Source organism: Providencia sp. PROV150 (assembly GCF_028481025.1).
GTDB lineage: Bacteria > Pseudomonadota > Gammaproteobacteria > Enterobacterales > Enterobacteriaceae > Providencia > Providencia hangzhouensis.
In genome coordinates this window covers 72,757-88,480 of record NZ_JAMPPJ010000025.1, presented here as the reverse complement: position 1 = coordinate 88,480, position 15,724 = coordinate 72,757, and the positions used below count along the sequence as shown (strand labels likewise).

Sequence of the window (15,724 nt, the reverse complement as noted above, 5' to 3'; positions counted from 1 at the left end):
TTTGTGCTACGTTACATTTTTGCCATAACCAGCGCACACTTTTAAAAAAAAGTTAAATAATTGCAAATTTATTACTAAGGAATATTTAAAAGCTGTCGACTATATAAAAGGAAAATTAAACAATAATAATGGTATTTATAATGAGCAGAACCCCTTATATCACTCAAAACGAATATGTATTAGATGAAAATATCACCTTGATGACAACCAGCGATTTGCAAGGAAATATTGTCCATGCTAATGATTTCTTTGTACAGGTTAGTGGTTATGAATTAGATGAGTTATTAACACGTCCACACAATATTATCCGCCATCCGGATATGCCCAAGGAAGCTTTTGCCGACATGTGGGCAACACTTAAAAAAGGAGAACCTTGGACTGGTATTGTGAAAAATCGTCGCAAAAATGGCGACCATTACTGGGTTCGAGCCAATATCATTCCAATGGAACGAAAAGGGGCTATTACAGGCTATATGTCTATTCGGACACGCGCAACACGTGAAGAAATTGCTACGGTAGAACCCATTTATGACGCAATGAATGAAAATAAAAGCCAACGAAAAATTTTTAAGGGAATTGTGCTTTCTAAAAAAATGCCATTTCACTTTTCAACATATTCAACGCGTTCGCGTATCCGGCTAATCATGAGTTTGTTATTTATTCTTTGGCTCATCATGGCAAGCTTCATTCCCCAGCCAATCGCACCTCTTATGATGATGAGTACCTGTACATTTATCACGTTACTGATCGGTAATGTGGTATTTGAAAAAATGCTAGCAGCGCCATTGGAAGACATCACCAAACAAGCACTTGGTATTGCACGAGGAAATCGACATAGCGTTAACCATATGCAGCGCACAGATGAAATTGGCTTAGTATTACGTTCTATTGGGCAACTGGGGTTAATCTGCCGCTGGTTAATCAAAGATGTCTCCGAACAAGTTGATAACGTTCGCAAAGGCAGTGAATCTTTGGTTTCTGACTGTCGTGAATTAGAAACACATACTCAGAGAACCGTCGGCTATATGCAACAAACCGTTGCGACAATGAACCAAATGTCCGTTTCTGTAAAAATGAATGCCGATAATACTATTCAAGTTGATCAACTTTCCAATACCACCAGCGAAACCGCAGTCAGTGGGGGCGCAATGATGGAAGCTGTTGTTGATACCATGAATGAAATTGTCAGTAGTACCAGCAAAATCAATTCCATCACTGATGTAATTAAAGACATCGCATTTCAAACTAATATACTCGCGTTAAATGCGGCGGTAGAAGCCGCGCGTGCAGGTGAGCAAGGCAAAGGCTTTGCTGTGGTTGCCAATGAGGTCCGTAGCCTTGCAAGCCGCAGTGCAAGCGCAGTGAATGATATTCGCGAATTAATTAATGATTGTGAAAAGAAAGTCAATTCAGGAAAAAATCAAGTCCATACAGCCGGAGATACCATGAAAGAGATTGTTGACCAAATACAAAATGTCACACAATTGATCACCCATATTAGCCAAGCGACCTCTGAACAAGCGGCTGGTATCGCCGACATTACCCAAGCAGTCAGTGAGCTCGAAACCATCACACAACAAAGTACATTACTGGTAGAGCAAAGCACAGAGACATCAACGATGGTAAAAGCACGCTCAAGCCGACTTGAAGATGCGGTTGTTGTTTTACATTAATATCTAATTGAATAGCAAAAGGGCTGTCATCCAGCCCTTTTTACAAAAAATATGAATTCATTAACAATGATTATTTTTCTAAGGGTGGTAATTCAGCCAAAGGCCAGCGCGGGCGAACTGTTACACCAAGCCCTGCCGTTGTTCCACCTTTAAGACGAATAAGCCCCGCTAACGCAATCATCGCACCGTTATCTGTACAAAACTCAGGGCGCGCATAAAAAACTTCACCACCGCGCTGTTTGAGGACGTCTTCCATTTTAGCTCTGAGAGCACGATTAGCACTAACGCCGCCGGCCATCACCAAGCGTTTAAAACCAGTTTGCTCCAATGCACGTTTGCATTTAATCGCAAGCGTATCTACCACCGCATCTTCAAAGGCTCTCGCAATATCTGCACGGGTTTGGTCATCATCCGCATTTTCACGAATGGTATTGGCTGCAAAAGTTTTTAACCCTGAGAAGCTGAAATCCAGCCCTGGTCTGTCGGTCATTGGACGAGGAAAAACAAAACGACCTGCTGTGCCTTGCTCTGCCATTCGAGATAACACAGGGCCTCCAGGGTAGTCTAAGCCTAATAATTTAGCTGTCTTATCAAACGCTTCACCTGCCGCGTCATCGATGGACTCGCCAAGTAGCTCATACTCACCAATTCCCGTCACACTGATAAGCTGGGTATGCCCACCTGAAACCAGTAACGCAACAAAAGGGAATTCAGGGCTTTTCTCTTCTAACATCGGTGCCAATAAATGGCCTTCCATATGGTGAACGGCCACGGCAGGAACATTCCATGCAAAAGCTAATGAACGCCCAACAGTTGCACCAACCATTAAAGCCCCCACCAAACCAGGGCCCGCAGTGTAAGCTACAGCGTCGATGTCTTCACTGGTTAAATTGGCTTCTTTCAACGCCGCTTGAATTAACGGCACTGTTTTACGAATATGATCACGTGAAGCCAATTCAGGCACGACACCACCATAGTCTGCATGAACTTTAATTTGGCTGTATAATTGATTGGCTAATAAGCCACGCTCATCATCATAGATTGCGATACCAGTTTCATCGCAAGAGGTTTCGATACCTAAAACACGCATTGCACTACCCTTGTTTATTGCATAACCGCAAGTCTATCACTATTTTCGTTCAATCGCGTAATTAATGTTGTCAAAAGGCTGACTTTCCTGACTGTATAGTCTATAATCAGTCCCCTGTAATAAAAAATTTCGTGTGGCTAATTCTCATTATTATCTGGTTTTGTTTGCTTTTTCATCAAATGAACTGCTAATCAGGTAATCTTGTGTGATTCAATTTTATACGGCACTTTACAAACCCGTACTCATTGAAGTAAAATTCCGCACCATTTTAAATGAAGGCTGGTGAATCAGTACCAGCAACAAACCGATTTCTATTGAGGTGAGAGGCACATGCCGGTAATTAAAGTACGTGAAAACGAGCCATTCGACGTTGCACTGCGTCGTTTCAAACGTTCCTGTGAAAAAGCAGGTGTTTTAGCTGAAGTTCGTCGTCGTGAATTCTATGAAAAACCAACGACTGAACGTAAACGCGCTAAAGCATCAGCTGTAAAGCGTCACGCTAAGAAACTGGCTCGCGAAAACGCACGCCGTACTCGTCTGTACTAATTGTTTGCGGTGAAAGCCGCATTCATTGCAGACGATAGCTAATACAAAACTTTAGTTTCTCTCGTAGTCACTCAGTTTTTGTAGTAGTAAATAGCTAAGCAGTTAAAGGCCGTGCTTTCCACAAGGAAGCGCGGCTTATTATCGTTCATCAACAGGCGAAAAAGAGGCTTATGGCTGGACGAATTCCGCGTTCATTTATCAATGACTTGTTAGCAAGAACCGACATCATTGATTTAGTCGATGCAAAAGTCCCGTTAAAAAAACAGGGTAAAAACCATCACGCTTGTTGTCCGTTCCATAATGAAAAAACGCCTTCTTTTACTGTAAATGGTGAAAGGCAATTTTATTACTGTTTTGGTTGTGGTGCGCATGGCAATGCCATCGATTTTTTGATGAATTACGACAAACTCGATTTTGTCGAAGCTATCGAAGAATTATCTGCACTACACGGCCTTGATGTCCCATATGAAAAAGGAACGGGTTCAAGCCAAATAGAACTTCATCAACGGCAAAATTTATATCAGTTGATGGAAAAAATTAATCAATTTTACTGTGCTGCCTTAAGTCATCCTTCTGCTAATAAAGCGAAAGATTATTTAAGCCAACGTGGTTTAAGCACTGAAATTATAGAGCATTTTTCGATTGGCTTCGCCCCTGCGGGCTGGGACAACTTGCTCAAAAAGTTTGCTGTAAACCCAGAAAGTCGCAAACAGCTTGATGATGCTGGCATGTTAGTGACAAATGATAATGGCCGAGTCTATGACCGCTTTAGAGAGCGTGTCATGTTCCCAATTCGGGATAGGCGCGGTCGTGTGATTGCCTTCGGTGGACGCGTATTAGGAGATGCTCTTCCTAAATACTTGAACTCCCCTGAAACCGATATTTTCCATAAAGGTCGCCAGTTATTTGGCCTTTATGAAGCAACACAAAACAGTAATGAATTATCAAAATTACTGGTAGTTGAAGGTTATATGGACGTTGTTGCACTTGCTCAGTACGATATCCGCTATGCGGTTGCTTCACTGGGTACATCAACAACCTCAGAACATATTCAGTTACTTTATCGTTCAACAGATACGGTTATTTGTTGCTATGATGGTGACCGCGCTGGCCGAGAAGCGGCATGGCGAGCACTTGAAACAGCCCTACCTTATCTGACGGACGGCCGTCAATTGCGTTTTATGTTTTTACCAGACGGCGAAGACCCAGATTCATTAGTACGTAAAGAAGGCAAAGACGCTTTTGAGCAACGCATGAAGGATGCTCAAACCCTTTCTGCTTTTTTATTTGATTCACTTGTGCCACAGGTAGATTTAAAAACGCAAGAAGGGAAAGCAAAATTTAGTAAACTGGCTATCCCTTTGATTAAGCAAATACCTGGTGAAACGCTGCGCCTTTATATGGCACAAGAGCTAGGAAATTTTATTGGTATACCGGATATTTCTCAAGTTCTTGCTATGATTGATAGAGAGAGCACAGAACAAGTTAACTATCAGGCTCCCAAATTAAAACCAACCACAATGCGAATACTTATCGCGCTGTTGGTACAGAATCCGAACTTTTCGGAGCTTGTTCCCTCATTAGAGGGAATTGCCCATATTCAAATGCCGGGGCTTTCTCTATTTCAGGAATTGGTTGATGTCTGCCGTTCCACCCCCGGAATGTCAACTGGGCAGTTGCTAGAGCGTTATCGTGATAATAAATTTGCGAAACAGCTTGAAAAACTGGCAACGTGGAACGATATAGAAATAGAGGAGATAGCGGAAAATACTTTTATAGATGCCTTAAACCATCTATTTAATAGCGCACTCGACGAACGTTTCGACTATTTGATAGCAAAAGAACGAACTGAAGGGCTGACCCCAGAAGAGCGCGAAGAAGTCCGCTTAATCACTCTTTCCAGAGTGAAAACATAATCTAACCCAAAACAGAATTAATATTTTAAACGGCTTAAGTGCCGATAAACACAAGGCAAATGCCTGTAAAATGCTACGAAAATAAAGGGCGTAGCGAATAATAAATATTCCCTTTGTATGTTCTTGTTGGCCGAATGTTTCGCCGACCGACACCAATCTAAATACTCAGAAGTGTGGATACCGTCTTATGGAGCAAAACCCGCAGTCGCAGCTTAAGCTACTCGTAACCAAGGGTAAAGAGCAAGGTTACTTAACCTATGCTGAGGTCAACGACCATCTGCCGGAAGATATCGTCGATTCAGATCAAATCGAAGATATCATTCAGATGATTAATGACATGGGCATCCAGGTCATGGAAGAAGCACCTGATGCCGATGATTTAATTTTGGCTGAAAATACTTCCGATACTGATGAAGATGCAGCAGAAGCCGCTGCACAAGTGCTGTCCAGTGTTGAAAGTGAAATCGGCCGTACAACCGACCCTGTTCGCATGTATATGCGTGAAATGGGAACCGTCGAGCTTCTCACTCGAGAAGGCGAAATCGACATTGCAAAACGTATCGAGGATGGTATTAATCAGGTTCAGTGCTCTGTTGCTGAATATCCTGAGGCTATCACTTATCTTCTTGAGCAATATGACCGTGTTGAAGCAGGAGAAAGCCGTTTATCTGATTTAATTACTGGCTTTGTTGACCCTAACGCGGAAGAAGATCTTGCACCAACAGCGACTCACGTTGGCTCTGAATTACCACAAGAAGAGCTTGATAAAGACGATGACGAAGACGAAGAAGATGAAGACGGTGATGACAGCGATAGCGATGACGATAACAGCATCGATCCTGAATTAGCGCGTCAAAAATTCTCTGATCTTCGTGAGCAATATGAAAAAACGCGTCAACATATTAAACAATATGGCCGTAGTGATGCGAAAACGGCTGCCGCTATCGAGCAGCTTTCCGAAGTATTTAAAGAATTCCGTTTAGTTCCTAAGCAATTTGACTATCTGGTCAATAACATGCGTGAAATGATGGACAGAGTTCGCTTACAAGAGCGTACCATCATGAAACTATGTGTTGAGCAGTGCAAGATGCCGAAGAAAAACTTCATTACTTTATTCAGTGGTAATGAGACCAGTGAAACTTGGTTAACTGCTGCAAAAGCAATGAACAAGCCTTGGTCAGAAAAACTACTTGAAGTTGAAGAAGAAATTCTGCGTTGCCTACAAAGACTGCGTCAAATTGAAGAAGAAACGGGTCTGACTATCGAACAAGTTAAAGATATCAACCGTCGTATGTCTATCGGTGAAGCGAAAGCACGCCGTGCGAAGAAAGAGATGGTTGAAGCAAACTTACGTCTGGTAATTTCTATTGCTAAGAAATACACCAACCGTGGCTTGCAGTTCCTTGACCTGATTCAAGAAGGTAACATCGGTCTGATGAAAGCCGTTGATAAGTTTGAATATCGCCGTGGTTATAAGTTCTCAACTTATGCAACTTGGTGGATCCGTCAAGCTATCACGCGTTCAATTGCTGACCAAGCACGTACTATTCGTATCCCGGTTCACATGATTGAAACTATCAACAAACTGAACCGTATCTCTCGCCAAATGCTGCAAGAAATGGGCCGTGAGCCATCGCCAGAAGAACTGGCAGAACGCATGCTAATGCCGGAAGATAAAATTCGTAAAGTACTGAAGATTGCTAAAGAACCTATCTCTATGGAAACCCCTATCGGTGATGATGAAGATTCACATTTAGGTGATTTTATTGAAGATACAACTTTAGAGCTGCCTTTAGACTCTGCAACGTCAGAAAGCTTACGCTCTGCAACTCACGAAGTGTTAGCAGGCTTAACCGCTCGTGAAGCAAAAGTGCTACGCATGCGTTTTGGTATCGACATGAATACTGACCACACCCTTGAGGAAGTTGGTAAACAGTTTGATGTTACCCGTGAGCGTATCCGTCAGATCGAAGCGAAAGCGTTACGTAAATTACGTCACCCAAGCCGCTCAGAAGTTCTGCGCAGCTTCCTTGACGAATAATTGATTTATTTATATCTAAAAACACCTGCTCCGGCAGGTGTTTTTTTATGGTCACTAAAACCATGGAAAGCTACACTACCGGTGTTTCATGCAAATAAACCCAAACACACTTTTCGGGTTCGACCCTGATACATGCAGTCGAAATTCTTAACGACTCAATACCATTTATTTGCTGTTTTTCTTGATACTGAACCCAGCAATAGCCATTGTCTTCGCACAATGGCATCAGATTAATACACTCTGTAGAAAATGATGTTCTAGCCCCTACATTCTGACTAAATAACTGAGTCACTGCATTTAATCCAATACAATGGCCTTGTGTGGTAACCATTTTGAAGTTGTCATCGAAGCTGGCTAATAACGGCGCCAAACTTTTATTACCACGACGCCCTGTAAAAATATCCTCAATAAGAATATGTAAATCCACCACGCTTTGCTGCGCTCTTTCCATTGTTTCACTCATTTATTTTTCCTTGATCACTGAAATTAATGAAAGTAACCCGAGTATTGATGCAATAAGAAACGTAAATTGATAACGTAATAAATCACTCGAGAAAGTCATTAAGCTAAATATAGAAATAAATACGACTGCACCAACACTAAATGCGACTTGTCGATTAATATTCCATAACACGCTACCTTGAAGTAAATCTTTGTCTTTGAAATCCATCAACGAGCTAATTTGTGCAGTATTGGCGCTCAACCCTCCCCCCATCCCCATCAATAAATAAGCAATTATCAATAAACTGAGCTGGCTGGAAGATGAGACCCAATAAAGCAGAAAAATACCAAGGCTATGTAATGTAATACCAATAATAAATAATCGTTTTTTTCCTATCTGTAAGTAAAGACGTCCACCAGTTAACATTGATATTACCGCCCCCAATGCATATAGCACCATAAATAGCCCGGTTTTTGCTGCACTGAACCCCATGTTCTCTTGTAGATTAAAAATATTGAGTAAATTAACTCCCGTAAAAATACCGGGAACAGCATAGTAAACAATAAAAGCATTACGCAGATTGCTATTTTTCAATAACTGAAAATTTAAAATAGGTTCTCGACATTTTTGGGCATATTTAAGGTAAACAATAAATACGAATACAGAAGTAAAAAAGCTCGCCAAAGCCAATAGTAAATTGTGATAATCATTATAAAAAGAGAATGATAATAATAGGCTTAACAAACTTAAACTCACCATTATTAGCCCCAAACTATCTGGCTTTTCTCTTATTTTTTTCCCATCATTTTTTATCCATATCCAAGCGAGTACTGCCGTTAGTAATGAGAAAGGTAAATTAGAATAAAAGACCCAATGCCAAGACAAAGAATCAATAATTAGGCCGCCAATTGCAGGTGAAAATGCGGGAGCAATTAACGCGACTGTCATAATCAATGTTGATATACGCTGGCGATCATTATTTGGAAATAATGCGAAAACTAACGCCTGACCTACCGGAATTAATAACCCTCCCGCAGCCCCTTGGATAAAGCGCCAAAAAATTAAGCTATATATTGAATCACTGCTTCCACTGAGCCAAGCTGCAATAGAAAAAAGTAGCATGGAATAACACAGTAATTTTTGGTTACCTAACCTACCTGCTAACCATAAGCTGATTGGCATCACCAGAACTAAACCTAAAATATAGGCATTGGCAACCCAAGCCACTTGAGATTGGCTTGCTGAAAATGATGCAGCAATGTCAGGTAATGCTATCGCTGGCATAAAAATATTAATACAATCAATAAAGAAACCGAGTAAAAATACTGTGGCAATTTTGTATCGATAATTCATGGACTTCCTCCGGTGGCAAAGAATAGGTTTAAGTACTTTCTTTGTCGATACAAGGGAGGTAACATGATTGTTTAATAAAAAAGAACAATCGTTATCATTATGCAAAGAAATCTTAAAAAGATTATCAGTTTTCTACAGGTTGTTGATTCGGGTTCATTCACTAAAGCCGCAGATATTTTAGGGCTAAGTCGCTCTATGGTTAGTGTCGATATCAAACAATTAGAAGGTCAGCTTAATGTAAGCTTGCTAACACGAAACACGCGAAATATTGCATTAACAGAGGTAGGAAAACATTTTTATGACGACTTTAAACGTATTCAAAATCAAATAGATGAAGCATTCGAAAAAAGCCAAAATTTAGGAACGAATATTGCTGGTTTGCTACGCTTTTCATCAACGAGTGAATTTGGCCAACGTTTTATTTTGCCGCTACTCCCTGAATTTTGCCGCCTTTATCCTAAGTTAAGGTTACAATATTCATTTAACTCATCATTAGATGACCTGATCACAGAAAAACTCGATTTATCTATTCGATTAGGTAATTTAAAAAATTCATCTCTTAAAATGAAAAAACTGGGTGAGTATGAGATTTACTTAGTCTCCACTCCTGAATTTCTAAAAAAATACCCAATCAAACAACTCACTGATTTAGCAAATGTCCCATGGATTAACCATGCGCTATTAAACTGGCAAGATCCTCAATATTTTTTACAGAATTCAAAAAATGAAAAATATTACTTACCTTTAATTAAAAACCAATATGAGTCTAATTCTGCGGCCGTTATTCACCATATGGTGCTAGCCTCTTTAGGTATTGCTATCTGCCCTGCTTGGATGGTTGACGACGACTTGCAGCATGAGCGTTTAGTTCATGTGTTACCCGAATACCGTTTACCGAAACAAAATATTCAATTACTTTATCCAAATACTTTTGTTTTACCGGCTAAGACACGTGCATTTATCGATTTTTTAGTCGATAAATTAGCTGTAAATAAATAAAGATATAAAGATATATCGATTCAATGTTTCTAAAGTGTAGTTTCTAATCTACCACAGTATAAAAACTCATTTTTCTCATTGTTAATGGCTATTATGCCCTCCATGGCATAATAGTTAGCATTATTTCTTAGATGCTAAATAATCTTGCAGAGTGCCTTCCGGTTTTTTCTTACAAAACTCAACAATCTGAGGGACCTCAGCAACACTTTGCTCTGTTAGCGCAACATAATCTCCACCTTTAAATTGCGTTTCTTGGTTTGTTACCCATAACGCAACAGGTGCCCAGCTTTGAGGATCTAAATTAATAAATTGCTGGCAAGTCATATTCTCAGGTGTAACCGTATTTTTGTCTGCTGCCATTGAGTTAAATGAAATTGTAGATACAGCAAATAATACACTAGATATAATAACCTTTCTCATTTTAAACTCCTTTGGAAAATTAAAAACATATAATCATGTGGCTGGTTATTATTAGCATATTATTTATGAGAATTACATATTCCAATTTTGATGATTAAATTTATACTGAATTAAAGAATCGAATAAAAAATAATAAAAACAATCAATTACAAATAATGACCCAATTAGAGCATCAATATAAGATTTGTTTTTTTATAGAAAAGCCACTTATAAAAAGTGGCCATAAAATTTAACTATACTACTTTTACTTCCATCTCTGCAGGGTCTTTAATTGGTTCATTAACAAAGAAGAAATAAACCAATGATGCAAGGAATGCGACCGTTGCACAAACAACAAGAGCTAAGGTAAATGAATGTGTTTGGTCAATAATAATACCGGTAATAATCGGAGCAAATGACCCTCCAATAAAACCACCGAAATTTTGAATACCACTCACTGAGGTAATTAAACGAGAAGGCACTGAAACTAAAATCAATCCCCAAGCAGAAGTCCCTGCAAAGTGAATAGAAAACAAGGCCATACTAATACAAGCAACAGCTGAAAATGTGCTGTCAGTATAAGCAGCAGGTAGTGTAAACATGGCAGCAAATAATAAGCCTAAGCAAATCATCCATTTACGGCTTTTCATTTTGTCAGCGCCACGTTTCACCACATAGTCTGCAACAACACCATTTACGAGCATTCCAAGCGCACCAAATAAAAAGGGTATTGCGGCAACCCAGCCAGTTTTTTCTAGACTTAAACCTCTGGAGTTTTCAAGATAAGCGGGCAACCATGTTAGATATAGCCAAACCATATAACCCACACCATTAAACCCAATAATCATTCCCCATAAAGAACGTTGTTTAAATAATGATGCCCATTCTTTGAAAGAAACTTTATTCGTTGAAGATGGTGGAGCTCCGTCATTTAAATAGTTTAATTCATCATCTGTTAATTCTAATTGTTCACGATTACGATAGAAAATAAACCAAAGTATAGACAGAATAATCCCACTAATACCGATAATACCGATAATAATAAACATTGTACGCCAGCCAAAAGCTAACATTAATGCAATGAGCAAAGGTGGAGCCAGCGCTTGAGCTAACGTAGAGGACATATTAACAATCCCCATAGGTAACCCTCGTTCACGAATATTATACCAATCATTAACGACTTTAACGCCTGTAGGTAAATGTGGGGCTTCACCAATACCTAAAATAACTCGCGCAATAATTAAATGGGTAAATGAAGATAATAGCCCTGTAACCGTTTGTGCTAACGACCATAAGAACAAACCAAAGCCATAAATCTTTTTAACTCCAAAGCGCTCCATTACCATACCTATAGGTAATTGGCATAACCAAATGAAAATACTGATAACAGTAATCCCATTTGGGTTGCACTAAATCCTAATTCTTTACTTATTGTAGAGTTAGCAATAGAGAGTGATGCTCTATCTAAAAAGTTAATGATACCTGCTATCAACAAAAATGTAAGCGCAATAAGCTGCCAGCGCTTTAGTCTTTTACTCGCATGTAGTGACATAATTAAGTACCTTTAAGACGTAACAGGACCCTGCGGAATAATATTTACTCCGCAGATTTATTTTATTAATAATCTTTAGTTGTTATCTATTATTTACGACTTTAGCTTTAATATTAATTCTATTTCCACTGGCGTATCAAAAGGCAATGTATTCGTACCTATTGCTGAACGTGCATGCTTACCTTTATCACCGAGTATTTCAATTAAAAAATCTGAAGCTCCATTCATGACTTGTGGCTGGTTTTTAAAATCATCAGTGCTTTGTACAAAGCCCAATAATTTTATACATTCATCAATTTTATCTAAATCTCCTAAATAGGCTTTTAACGAGGAAAATATATTAACAATACACTGTTTTGCTGCTTCTTGGCCTTGCTCGACTGTTAATTCTTTACCTAATGTACCACTATAAATTAATACTCCATCTTTTTGACAATCATGGCCTGATGTATAAAGTAAATCACCATACTGCTTAATAGATACATATGAAAACTTTGGTGTCTCTGGTGTGGCAAGTTTAATTCCTTTTTCTTCTAATTTCTTCTCAATATTCATTCAATTTTCCTATTTATTCAGCAATGTATTTGCCATGTCATAATAAATTTCAGCCGCAAGATATAACTCTTTTATTTCAACAAACTCATCTTTAACATGAGCTTGAGCTAGTCCCCCAGGCCCCATAATAAGTGTAGGGATCTGGCTGGTAACCGAGAAAAAAGGCGCCTCACATGTCGCTTCAAATATTTCAGGTAGCGCTGTTTTTTCTGTGAAACGGCTCACTGTATCTAATGCAACTTTAGTTAATTCGTGATCCGCTGGGATATCTGAAGCGGGAATAAATAAGTAATTATCTAAGTGATAATCTATCTCTTCACCTTTATTATATTGCGCGATAGCTTGATGTAATCTCGCTTCTATTTCTTGTTTTTCTTCCCCTGGAACGAGTCTTCTATCTATTTCAATATCACAATGCTGAGGAACAATATTCGGAGCTGTGCCACCATTAATAGTGGTTATAATCATTGAAGCACTACCTAATAGTGGATGACTAATTTCCTCAACAGAAGCGCGATGTTGTTCTATAGCAGGTAGTATTTTAGACATCTTAGAAATTGCACTATCAGGATAACGAGTTTTTGCTGCATGGCCTGCAGTGCCTTTAGTACTTAAATTATAGCGGCTAACGCCTTTATGTGCGATGCATACACCAAGAGAAGTTGGCTCACCAATAATGGCATAATCTGCAGAAATTCCATCTTTAATATAATGCAGCATGCCAAGATTAATTCTCTCCTCATCCACATTAAATACTAAAGTTAAATTACCTGAAAATGTATCTTGATTACGTTTTAATAATGTTGCCGTATACATCATTGCAGCAACACCAGATTTCATATCTGCAGCCCCTCTCCCAAAAACCTTTCCATCTTTAATCACAGGGTCGAATGGCTCGGTACTCCAACCACAGCCACAAGGCACAACATCTATATGACCGTTAAATAATAAATGTTTACCTTTTCCTGAACCTTTTAAATGTGCAATAACATTTGGACGACCAGGAGCTACCTCTTGCATTTCAACATCAATATTTTCTTGTTTAAAATAATGATATATAAATTCAGCAACTTGTTGTTCTTCCCCTGGCGGGTTTTCGGATTTATGCCGAATTAAGGCACAAAGAAGCTCTAGCAACTCATGTTGTTGCTGTTCATTTAATTTATACATTTTATTCTCCGATATTTAATATCGTGCGTCTGGTGTAATAATATGGTCTATTTCATTATTATTTAATGCATATATTTTGTTTGTTAAATTAGGAATGACACAACTGTGATTCGGTATAATATTTAATACATCACCAATATTTAATTTAATTTGTTTTGGGTCATAGCGAAGATAGCCATGTTCTTCATTTAATTTAACTAGTTTTATATTTGGGTCTTCCACTATATAACCAAAGCCTGGTTCTGCAGATTGGTCAGAAGTTAATGTTTTTGTCCCTGCATCTACTGTTGCATACCCCTCAATAGGAATACTCACAACAGTTGTTCTTATTGTTAAAGCGCAATCTTCAGGCGTATAAATACCACCATAGATAGCATTCATATCTCCAAAAATAAAGTTCCCAGCCCGTGACTCTGTAATCCCTTTTAATTCATCAGCATAGAATGAAGATAGTGTTGACCCGCCAGATGTCCGAGGCGCTGTAATACCCAATTTTTCTAACCGTTCTTGGCAAGATAATAAAAGATCTGCTTCTGCTTTTGCCGCTTTACGTATTTCAGGCTCGGTTCGGTATTGGTATATTGTTCCTGCATAAGTAAATACACCAATAATTTTCAAATTAGGTAATTTTTGTATTGCCAGTGCAAATGGCTCTAAGTCATCTAATTGAATACCTTCCCGGTGAGCACCATAATCAACAGCAATATAGACCTCAATAATTTGGTTTTCTTGCTTTGCTGCTGCTGATAATTGTTCAGCTCCTTGTAGGCTATCAATAATCGTTCTTAATTTTATTTTTTTAGCTAACTCAATAAATTGCTGACATTTTTGTTCACCAATCATTGGGTAAGCAAGCAGAATATGATCAATTCCGCCTTTCGCCATAACCGTCGCTTCTTGCAATGTGGCACATGTAATTCCTTTTGCACCACAGGCGATCTCAAATTTCGCTAATTCTACTGATTTATGTGTTTTTATATGCGGCCAGTGTTCAATACCTTGCTGTGTTAGCTTGCCTGTCATGCCTCTGACATTTTTTTCAAGTTGCTGTAAGTCTAAAGCAACGTAAGGCGTTATTGGCATAAAAACCTCTCTTATTCTTCATTATTGTCTTCCCCTTTTAATTCCGCTAAATAGGTATAAAGGGTATATTTGGAAATATTTAAAAACTCACAGATTTTCTCACCTGCTTTTTTGATTAAGAAAGCACCTCTATCATCAAAGAATTTAATTGCATCCATTTTTTCTTTTTTACCCATATTGATGACAGGGACTTTGATAACCTGCATGCATTCTTGAATAAGGTGATCTAAAATTTCATTAACGTCCGTGACAAAAACTTCCTTAACCGTATCTTGCTCAATACTATTACGTTGTGTAATGCCTTGAATGGCTTTTTCTGCGGCAATAAATTCTGAGATATCTTGATTAATACAAAGCGCCCCAGAAACTTTGCCAGTTTCATCACGTAAATAAATTGAAGTTGAACGCAACATTTTCCCATCTTTGGTTTGGGTAAAATAATTGTATTTGTCGCCATCAACATCTGTCCCACGCAGTACCTCAAGCCCTAAATTACTACTTGGGTCTCCCACCTTTCGTTTCGTAACATGGCCATTAATAATTGCAACAATACTACTTTCTAACCCTTTGCTATGGTCATGTAATACCACTTCACAATTGTCGCCAAATTGGCCCGCAATTCCTTTCATAACTGCCAATAACATTTCAAAGTTGTCTTGAATAATTTTCATTTTCTACCAAACTTATTTTAAGCCTAACTAAATATTAGTTAGATAATAATGGAGACTCAATCAAGATTTGAGCAATTTGTGATCTATCTCTTGATTCTAGCTAACAAATTTTTAGTTGCCATGACTAACATAGCAATACTCCCAGTTTATAAAAAAACTGGGAGATATGATAGAATAAGGGGTTTCAGAGAGTTTATTGATAAATGGGAAGCTATGCAGAGACAAATTAGCAAC

Annotated in this window: 13 protein-coding genes and 1 pseudogene; 5 read left to right on the top strand and 9 right to left on the bottom strand. The window is 38.7% G+C overall.

The window, feature by feature from the left end:
- The first annotated feature begins 140 nt into the window (after positions 1–140).
- Positions 141–1,673, top strand: a complete 1,533-nt coding sequence (locus tag PSE83_RS16260) for a methyl-accepting chemotaxis protein (protein WP_036958007.1) — start codon at positions 141–143, stop codon at positions 1,671–1,673.
- Positions 1,674–1,743: 70 nt separating this feature from the next.
- On the opposite strand, the gene tsaD is transcribed toward PSE83_RS16260, so the two are convergent.
- Complete coding sequence (tsaD, locus tag PSE83_RS16255) at positions 1,744–2,763, bottom strand: tRNA (adenosine(37)-N6)-threonylcarbamoyltransferase complex transferase subunit TsaD (protein ID WP_094961091.1); 1,020 nt, start codon at positions 2,761–2,763, stop codon at positions 1,744–1,746.
- Positions 2,764–3,093: 330 nt separating this feature from the next.
- On the opposite strand from tsaD, the gene rpsU reads away from it, so the two are divergent.
- From rpsU to rpoD, 3 genes are all read left to right on the top strand, one after another.
- Positions 3,094–3,309, top strand: coding sequence for a 30S ribosomal protein S21 (gene rpsU / locus PSE83_RS16250; protein ID WP_001144069.1), 216 nt, complete (start codon positions 3,094–3,096; stop codon positions 3,307–3,309).
- Between the two features lie 170 nt (positions 3,310–3,479).
- The gene (gene dnaG / locus PSE83_RS16245; RefSeq protein ID WP_110591259.1) at positions 3,480–5,225 is read left to right on the top strand and encodes a DNA primase; all 1,746 of its coding nucleotides are present in this window, start codon (positions 3,480–3,482) and stop codon (positions 5,223–5,225) included.
- Positions 5,226–5,322: 97 nt separating this feature from the next.
- The gene (rpoD, locus tag PSE83_RS16240) at positions 5,323–7,266 is read left to right on the top strand and encodes an RNA polymerase sigma factor RpoD (protein WP_136134334.1); all 1,944 of its coding nucleotides are present in this window, start codon (positions 5,323–5,325) and stop codon (positions 7,264–7,266) included.
- Positions 7,267–7,336: 70 nt separating this feature from the next.
- Here rpoD and PSE83_RS16235 read toward each other — a convergent pair whose 3' ends face one another.
- Together PSE83_RS16235 and PSE83_RS16230 are read right to left on the bottom strand one after the other, a co-directional pair.
- Positions 7,337–7,729, bottom strand: coding sequence for a hypothetical protein (locus tag PSE83_RS16235; protein WP_004257803.1), 393 nt, complete (start codon positions 7,727–7,729; stop codon positions 7,337–7,339).
- Positions 7,730–9,061: an MFS transporter gene (locus PSE83_RS16230; protein ID WP_198633902.1), complete on the bottom strand. Its 1,332-nt coding sequence runs from the start codon at positions 9,059–9,061 to the stop codon at positions 7,730–7,732. It abuts the gene before it with no gap.
- Positions 9,062–9,160: 99 nt separating this feature from the next.
- Between PSE83_RS16230 and PSE83_RS16225 the strand changes: the two genes are divergently transcribed.
- On the top strand, positions 9,161–10,060 hold the full coding sequence (locus PSE83_RS16225) for a LysR family transcriptional regulator (RefSeq protein WP_094961088.1): 900 nt from the start codon (positions 9,161–9,163) through the stop codon (positions 10,058–10,060).
- 120 nt (positions 10,061–10,180) lie between these two features.
- Here the strand turns inward: PSE83_RS16225 and PSE83_RS16220 are convergent, their stop codons facing one another.
- The 6 genes and pseudogenes from PSE83_RS16220 to PSE83_RS16195 form a co-directional block, all read right to left on the bottom strand.
- The gene (locus PSE83_RS16220) at positions 10,181–10,480 is read right to left on the bottom strand and encodes an HdeA/HdeB family chaperone (RefSeq protein WP_036958008.1); all 300 of its coding nucleotides are present in this window, start codon (positions 10,478–10,480) and stop codon (positions 10,181–10,183) included.
- 233 nt (positions 10,481–10,713) lie between these two features.
- Positions 10,714–12,011, bottom strand: a pseudogene (locus PSE83_RS16215) (MFS transporter).
- 93 nt (positions 12,012–12,104) lie between these two features.
- Positions 12,105–12,566 (bottom strand): RidA family protein, encoded by a 462-nt coding sequence (locus PSE83_RS16210; protein ID WP_004257820.1) that lies wholly within the window; start codon positions 12,564–12,566, stop codon positions 12,105–12,107.
- A gap of 9 nt (positions 12,567–12,575) precedes the next feature.
- Positions 12,576–13,736, bottom strand: coding sequence for a M20 family metallopeptidase (locus PSE83_RS16205; protein WP_004257824.1), 1,161 nt, complete (start codon positions 13,734–13,736; stop codon positions 12,576–12,578).
- 15 nt (positions 13,737–13,751) lie between these two features.
- Positions 13,752–14,819, bottom strand: a complete 1,068-nt coding sequence (locus PSE83_RS16200; protein WP_004257826.1) for an alanine racemase — start codon at positions 14,817–14,819, stop codon at positions 13,752–13,754.
- 11 nt (positions 14,820–14,830) lie between these two features.
- Complete coding sequence (locus tag PSE83_RS16195) at positions 14,831–15,490, bottom strand: helix-turn-helix transcriptional regulator (RefSeq protein WP_004257829.1); 660 nt, start codon at positions 15,488–15,490, stop codon at positions 14,831–14,833.
- Positions 15,491–15,724: the final 234 nt, after the last annotated feature.

Bases quoted from the DNA above. Each gene is read 5' to 3' on its own strand.
- rpsU (WP_001144069.1), top strand. From the start codon at position 3,094: ATGCCGGTAATTAAAGTACGTGAAAACGAGCCATTCGACGTTGCACTG.
- PSE83_RS16260 (WP_036958007.1), top strand. From the start codon at position 141: ATGAGCAGAACCCCTTATATCACTCAAAACGAATATGTATTAGATGAA.
- PSE83_RS16205 (WP_004257824.1), bottom strand. From the start codon at position 13,736: ATGTATAAATTAAATGAACAGCAACAACATGAGTTGCTAGAGCTTCTT.
- PSE83_RS16230 (WP_198633902.1), bottom strand. From the start codon at position 9,061: ATGAATTATCGATACAAAATTGCCACAGTATTTTTACTCGGTTTCTTT.
- PSE83_RS16225 (WP_094961088.1), top strand. From the start codon at position 9,161: ATGCAAAGAAATCTTAAAAAGATTATCAGTTTTCTACAGGTTGTTGAT.
- PSE83_RS16235 (WP_004257803.1), bottom strand. From the start codon at position 7,729: ATGAGTGAAACAATGGAAAGAGCGCAGCAAAGCGTGGTGGATTTACAT.
- dnaG (WP_110591259.1), top strand. From the start codon at position 3,480: ATGGCTGGACGAATTCCGCGTTCATTTATCAATGACTTGTTAGCAAGA.
- PSE83_RS16200 (WP_004257826.1), bottom strand. From the start codon at position 14,819: ATGCCAATAACGCCTTACGTTGCTTTAGACTTACAGCAACTTGAAAAA.
- PSE83_RS16195 (WP_004257829.1), bottom strand. From the start codon at position 15,490: ATGAAAATTATTCAAGACAACTTTGAAATGTTATTGGCAGTTATGAAA.
- PSE83_RS16220 (WP_036958008.1), bottom strand. From the start codon at position 10,480: ATGAGAAAGGTTATTATATCTAGTGTATTATTTGCTGTATCTACAATT.
- PSE83_RS16210 (WP_004257820.1), bottom strand. From the start codon at position 12,566: ATGAATATTGAGAAGAAATTAGAAGAAAAAGGAATTAAACTTGCCACA.
- tsaD (WP_094961091.1), bottom strand. From the start codon at position 2,763: ATGCGTGTTTTAGGTATCGAAACCTCTTGCGATGAAACTGGTATCGCA.